Raw genomic sequence first — 6,638 nt, forward strand, 5'->3', positions numbered from 1 at the left:
TATACGCTAAATGGCGTTGGGGTGGTCGATGGAAGGGTCGGACGATGGCGGCTAGGTACGAGGAGATCGCCCGTGACCTGCGCGAACGGATCATGTCCGGGCAGTACCCACCAGGCTCGGCACTGCCGTTGATGCGCGACATGGTCGAGGAGTACGGCGTCAGCGACATCACGGTGCGCAAGGCCTACGGGATGCTTTCGCGCGAGGGGCTCATCGAGTCCCGCGGGCGGGCCGGCACCTATGTCCGCGAACACCCCGACCGGGTCCGGCTGACGGTACGAAGCCGTCAGATCGAGCGGGACAACCTCGGCTACTACAGCGGCCCCGAGACGCAGCACTGGCGCCCCCTGCCTCACGCCGGGGGAGAGCTCACGAAGGTGGTCACCGCTCCGGTGCCCACCGACATCGCCGACCTGCTCGGCGTCGAGGCCGGAACGGAACTCACCACCCGTCGCCGCATCATCGGCGACCCCGACGTGGAGACGGACCGGCAGTTGGCCGACAGCTGGATCGCCCCGTGGGTCATGCAGGAGCTCCCGGAACTCGCGGGCCACACCGGACTCGGCGGCACATATGACCGTGTCGAGGAGTGGGAGGGCAAACCGCTCAAGTGGCGCGAGGAGATCTCTGCACGAAATCCGTCACCCGAAGAGGCGGACGACCTTCGCATGCCGCGCACCGGCGTTCCCCTGCTGAGAGCCCTGCGCGTCTCGTACTTCCCTGCTCGGGGGCAGAAGGGGGAGCGCGTCGTGGAGATCCAGGACATCCGAATGTCCGCGGCTTTGTACGCGGTTGGCTACCCCCTCCCTCGGGGCACCTCCGCGCAGTGGCCCGTCGAGCCGGCCACGGGCGACTACTACCAGGCCCCCGACGCCCCGGAGGCATAGCGGCCGAGAGCGCGACACGCGGGCAAGACGCCCGAGTGCCGTGGAACGCGTAGCTGGAATGTATCTTTTCCTTTAGTCAAGGTTGGGGGTGCGAAGTGACGACCGCTCACGATCCGCTGGACGTAGTGCTATCGCAGGCCACATGGCTGCCCGCGACGGACGTCCGTGGACATCTACGACGGGCCGCCGGACTCACGCAGGCACAGGTGGCAACCGCGGTAGGTGTCGGCCGCGTCCAGGTCGCCCGATGGGAAGCCGGCTACGCGGAACCCAAGGGCGACCGGCGCCGGGCCTACGGTCGGCTCCTGCGCGCCCTGGCCCAGCAGCACCCCGACGCCGTGACACCCGCGTCCGGAGAACCCTAGAAACGCTGTGAGGCCGTCCCTGCGCCAACAGGAACGGCCTCGATACAGCAACCGACTCGCTCAGCTGACAGCAATCCGAGTCGTGTCCGGTGAGGTGACCTCGCCGGGGGTGAAACCCGTGAGCCCGAGGGCCCGCGTGGTCACCGATACCCAGGATAGAGGTGTCCTCACACTGAGGCCACCATCCATGGGCCCTGTCTGGTCACATCGTCGTCCGCGACTCCCCGTCCCAGGGGAGATCTCTTCCGTGCTTGACCTGCACACCTACCCGGCACCACCCGCATCTGAGACTCAGACGACGCCGATCGCCACCTCCGTGATCCTCGCCGGGGGTGTCCGATGAGCCGCCGTCCGTCGAACGCGCATCGCCCCGCAGTGAGCCGGCCGGGTGCCGGCGGCCTGCGGTTCGGAATGTTCGCCGTCTGCGTCACCCGGGACCCCGACCCCGGCCTGAACAAGAGCGTCGCGAAGTCCCTCTACTCCCTGCTGGTGTCGTACGCGGACGTGAGCTCCCGCGACACGTCGCAGGGCTATCCCTACCGCGCCGCCCTTGCCGGCTGTCTGGACTGCTCGAAGCAGACCGTCGACCGCGCCGCCGCCTACCTGGAACAGGAAATCGGGCTGGTACGGATCCACCGCCGGAAGGTGGAGGGCAAGGAAGAGGAGAACGACGCCAACGTCTACGAGATCTTCGACGCATGGCTGATCCACGGCATCCCGGCCCCGGCGGGGACCCCACCCCAGTTGGTCGCCAGATACGGGCACACGATCCCCGGCTTCGATATCGACGCGTGGATGAGCGAGCACGCCCCCGACTGGGACCTGCGCGGGTGGCGCGCGGCCTACGACGCGCAGGTGCGCGAGCAGCAGGCGCAGCGTGCCGAGCAGCGGCGCAAGGAGAACGCCCGCCGGAAGAAGCCGAAGGTTCCGAAGGGGGGTGGCGTCATGGGTGACGCCACCCCGGAGGAGGGTTCGAGGCAGGGGGGTAGCGTCACCGGTGACGCTACCGGTGGCGTCATGGGTGACGCGTACGGTGGCGTCATGGGTGACGCCCTATCTAAAGGTGTTTCTCCAGACCCTTCTTCCACAGCACAAACAGGGGTGACGGCCGTAGGCCAAAGCGCGGGTGGTTTGGCGCCCGCGGATGCACGCGAAGCCGCGGCGGCCGAAACCTCGACCGCTCGGGGCGGCTCCGCCGCCGTCCCCAAGAAGAGGTCCGCGTCGAAGAGGGCAGTCGTCGTCAGCGAGCGGGTGCCCGTGCCAGGAGAGGACGAGGTGTACGCGGCCCTCGACGCCCTGGGGGTCCTGTCCGCGCCCGCCGCCAGGATTCCATCGCTGCGCCGGTCCGTACGGGAGTTCCTCGGGCACCGGGGCGCGGAGGTGCGAGAGCGGGCCTCCTTCCTCTACCCACGGTCAGTCGAGCACGCGGTGACCCGGATCAGCGCCGGCTGGCACCGCGCTCAAGGCCCCGCCCGCTCCAGCAGCGCCTTCGTAGGGTGCCCGCGGTGCACTCCATCGGGCTGCACCGCCTCTCGGGAGACGTGTGATCGGATCTTGAGGCCGGCCGGCTACCTTCAGGCCCTGCTGGACGCGCAGGATTGCGAACTCCCGAACTGCGAACTCGGCGTTCTCCTCGATACCCGCGAGGAGTGCCGGACCTGCGACTACCGGACCGCCGAGCGGATCACCGCGGCGAAGGAAGCGCAGATCGTCGACGAGCTGGAAGCGGACTGGGCACGACAGCGACAGCATGCGGCCGAGCGCTTGGCCGCCGACGTCGCACGGGACCACACGGCCGCCCTGGCCGAGCACGCCGGTCGGCAGCAGGCCGCCGACATCGCCGCCGAGACCGCCCGCGTCCGTGAGGACCTCCGGGCCGCGTTCGAGGCGCTGAACGCCGCTGCAACCGGCAGGCCTCTCGTACCCTCCCCGCTCCACCCGGCACACGATGAACAACCTGTCGAGGAGGATGAAGCGCCCGAGGTCGAGGAGCCGGCGGAGGACCAGGCCGAGGATTACGGAGACTGGGAACAGCTCGCCACCGGCCCCAGTGCCGAGTTCCGGGCCATGCGGGAAGAGCAAGGTCGGGCCCGACTGGCGACCCATGGCCGGTAGCCGGGCCGCGAAAGCCGACATCGGAAGAGCGGCAGTTCGCATCAGCCGGCGACTGAAGGCCGGCCTCCTGTGGGAAAGCCGTCAGTCGATGTCGTGATCTTGAGTAGCGTTGTGGACCGAGCCCCGGGGCCTGGCCTCGGGGGAGTGCCCCAGAGAGGTGGGAGGAGAGCGATCATGCGGCGTCACCCTTTGGCGGGCCACGTCGATGTCATCGACCCTGCTGAGCGATACACAATCCGGGACCTGGCGGACCTGACTAACCGCGCCCCGGGGACAGTGAATCGGTGGGCGTCCGGCGGACACCTGGGGGAGGGATCCCGCGAGCCGGCCGACTCTCATAGTCCCTTCACATCGGAGCGGCGCGTGTGGACGGGACGGGACCTCATCCGCGCCGTCGAGGCGCCGCGCCCCGTCCAGGACCACGGGGTTCGCACCCCGACGACCACGTGGTCGAAGGGGTGCCGTGCTGGTGACGGATGCGACTGCATCGAGCACCACAATCGTCAGACTCTCGCTCCGCGTCGAGCAGCGGCCGAGGCCCGGATGCCCGCCACGGTCCGAGCCCAGGTCCTGCGATGGATCGTGCGGGGGAAGTCGGTGGAGTGGGCGGCCCGGAAGGCCGGCACGTCGGCGCCGCTGATTTGGGGGTACGCCCGATCACATCCCGCGTTCGCCCGGGACCTCGATGGAGCGCTCACGGCCGGGCGCGATTCGGGCATCAGCCATGGGACTGCGTACAGCTACCGAGTGCACCGATGCCGGTGCCCCGAGTGCCGAGTGGCAAAGGCCACATACCGCTGACCTTCGCCGCGAGGACTTCACCATCCCCTGAGGCCATCGACTCAGCAGCACACACTTGACCACTTTGCCTCACGTGAGGCAAAGTGATGGTTGTCAGGTAGGAAAACACCGACCCGATCACAGGAGCCCCGCATGCCCGTCATGATCACCAGCATCAATTACGGCCGTGCCATCAACACCTACCCCCTGCTCGACCAGATCCAGGAGCAGCACATCCCCAACCGCGCCGAGGCTCACGCCGCGATCCACGCCCACCTCGAAGAACTCATCCAACTCGACGGCGAGGACGCGGTCATCATCAGCCGCGAACCGATCAGCCCCCTGCTGGAGATCAGCAACCCCCTCGACCGGGACAAGTACTACTGGCTCACCATCACCGACGAGGCGGAGCAGGCCATCCGCGACGCCATCGCGGCCACCCACCCGCGCATCGCCGGCCCGCAGGTCACTGCCGCCGACATCGCGGAACTCCTCAGCTGCGGTGCCGACGACCCTGTGATGTACGTCGAGCGCGACGAGTACGGCGACCGCATCGCGGTCGGCTCGCAATTCCGCATCAATGACCGCCTGGTCATCACGCACCAGCACGAATTGCGCGACGACCTCGGAGACGAGGCGACCCCCGACGACGTCGCGGAGCACCTGCCGCTGCTTCAGGCCACGGTCGATGAGATCCTTAACGCGTGAGCGACGACAAGGAACTCTGGACCATCGCCCGCGTGGCCGAGCACCTCGGCTACGCGGGTTCGTCCGCTGCGGGCAGCGCTCGACGCACCTTGTCCAGGCTCGGGGTCAAGCGCGTGCGGACGGGCGAGAGCGAGGCGGGCCGGCTGTTGTCGCTGTATGACGCGGACGAGGTCCGCGCCGCGGCCGCCGGCAGACCGGGGCAGGGATCCCGGACGGACCAGACATGAAGAAGGCCCCTCGAAGAGGGGCCCTGTTCAATCCCCGCGAGTGCGGGGAGCAGCGGCGCGCAGAGCACGCACGAGGGTCATCCCCTTGGAGTAGGGGAGCAGCGACGCGCAGAGCACGCACATGGGTCATCCCCGCTGGTGCGGGGAGTTACGACAGCCTTTGCTCGTAACGTGGTTCATCCCCGCGGGTGCGGGGCGTAGGGCGTGTTTCGCAGTGCCAACCCGTCCGACGGGGCATCCCCGCTAGTGCGGGGAAACGAATGTGAGATGTAGTACCCACACATCCGATGGTTCATCCCCGCAGATGCAGGGAGCACGGAAATCGCTTTCCGTAGAACGGCTCATCCCCGCTAAGTGCGGGGAGCAACCCCGCCGAAGCGGGGCAACGACCACTATGCCACGGCCGACTGCCACGCGGGGGTGATTCGCAGCAGAGGAACGCATCACCCCATATCCGCCCCTGCTGTGGTCGACTTCGAGTGATTCCGTCCATGGCTAGCTCGCCCCACCTCTCTCCTGCTCCATGATCGAACCGGCACTTTGCAGCGGCGGATCCTCCACGCCAAAGGCCGACAGGCATCAGCCTTCGTGGCACCTGAGGATCGCAACGGACATAGCATTGAACGGCGCCCCTTCTTGAGATCCGGGACATCCCCCGCTCCGCCGTGACGGATCTCGTCGCCGACGGCACGCTGACCCTCGTCAAGGCGCAGACACGCACCGCCGAGCGCACTCGTCCTCGCCCGACTCGCCGAGATTGACGCCACGCCGGCCTGCCCACGGCCACCGCCCCTCATGAGCCCGACACCCGCCCGGAGGTATCCGCACATGTCCACGACGCAGCACCGCGCCCACCTGACATGGGTCGAAGGGCCCTACATGGAGGTATCGGTCCTCACCGACGAGCGTGAAGGCGAAGACGACAGCGCCGAGGGATTCTGGGTGGTCGACGTGATGCTCGACCCCCTGTTCACGCAACCGCTGGACGTACCCGCCGACGGCGACCGGACGGCGGCCCAGGAGGCTGCGGTACGCGCCCTGTCGGCGGCCGGCTGGCACCTGCACGGCGAATGGCAACCGGAGCGGTACGAGACCACCGTCATCGTGGACCGGCACCCGGCCGCGTACGACGACGAGGACCTGATGGCCGACGTCCCCATGCCCGCCGACATCGCGCGACCGCTGCCCGCCATCGGCCCTGACGAGCTGCGGGATCTCCAGCTCGGAGGGCACCGCGTCCAGCGCCTGGCCGACGCCATGCGCCGGCGCCGCGATACCGGCGGAACCGCATAGACAGGTGGGCACCACATGGCTGTCCCGGGGGAGGAGCCGCGGCCGCGTCCGGGCCCCTCCCCCCAGATACCGGCCGGCTACGCCGAACGGATCAGGCAATGCGGTGGGGTGGGAATCCGTCCTGCGGACGCCGCTGAACCTCGATCCACCGCGTGATCTTTGATCACGCGGTGTGATTGCTTTTGTGGTGGGTTTCCGGATTCGGGCAGGCCGGTATCCCGGGTGGCCGTCCCGGTGGCGGGTTCTCCGAGGTTCTTTCTGGT

General features: G+C 68.4%; 6 protein-coding genes. All 6 read left to right on the forward strand.

All coding sequences use genetic code 11. The annotated features are described in order from the left end of the window. Window positions 1-44: 44 nt before the first annotated feature. The 6 genes from OTB19_RS34000 (at window position 45) to OTB19_RS34025 (ending at window position 6,375) form a co-directional block, all read left to right on the forward strand. The gene (locus OTB19_RS34000; RefSeq protein WP_267802586.1) at window positions 45-887 is read left to right on the forward strand and encodes a GntR family transcriptional regulator; all 843 of its coding nucleotides are present in this window, start codon (window positions 45-47) and stop codon (window positions 885-887) included. Between the two features lie 125 nt (window positions 888-1,012). Beyond that, window positions 1,013-1,252, forward strand: a complete 240-nt coding sequence (locus OTB19_RS34005; protein WP_267802592.1) for a helix-turn-helix domain-containing protein — start codon at window positions 1,013-1,015, stop codon at window positions 1,250-1,252. 375 nt (window positions 1,253-1,627) lie between these two features. After that, on the forward strand, window positions 1,628-3,367 hold the full coding sequence (locus OTB19_RS34010; RefSeq protein ID WP_267802587.1) for a hypothetical protein: 1,740 nt from the start codon (window positions 1,628-1,630) through the stop codon (window positions 3,365-3,367). Window positions 3,368-4,300: 933 nt separating this feature from the next. Beyond that, a complete protein-coding gene (locus OTB19_RS34015; protein WP_267802588.1) occupies window positions 4,301-4,855 on the forward strand; it encodes a hypothetical protein in 555 nt (184 codons plus the stop codon). After that, window positions 4,852-5,082 carry a hypothetical protein gene (locus OTB19_RS34020; RefSeq protein ID WP_267802589.1) on the forward strand — a complete coding sequence of 77 codons (231 nt, stop codon included), beginning with the start codon at window positions 4,852-4,854 and terminating at the stop codon, window positions 5,080-5,082. Before OTB19_RS34015 ends, OTB19_RS34020 begins: the two co-directional genes overlap by 4 nt. Before the next feature lie 828 nt (window positions 5,083-5,910). After that, window positions 5,911-6,375: a hypothetical protein gene (locus OTB19_RS34025; protein ID WP_267802590.1), complete on the forward strand. Its 465-nt coding sequence runs from the start codon at window positions 5,911-5,913 to the stop codon at window positions 6,373-6,375. Window positions 6,376-6,638: the final 263 nt, after the last annotated feature.

Source organism: Streptomyces sp. H27-H5, from assembly GCF_026627505.1.
GTDB lineage: Bacteria > Actinomycetota > Actinomycetes > Streptomycetales > Streptomycetaceae > Streptomyces.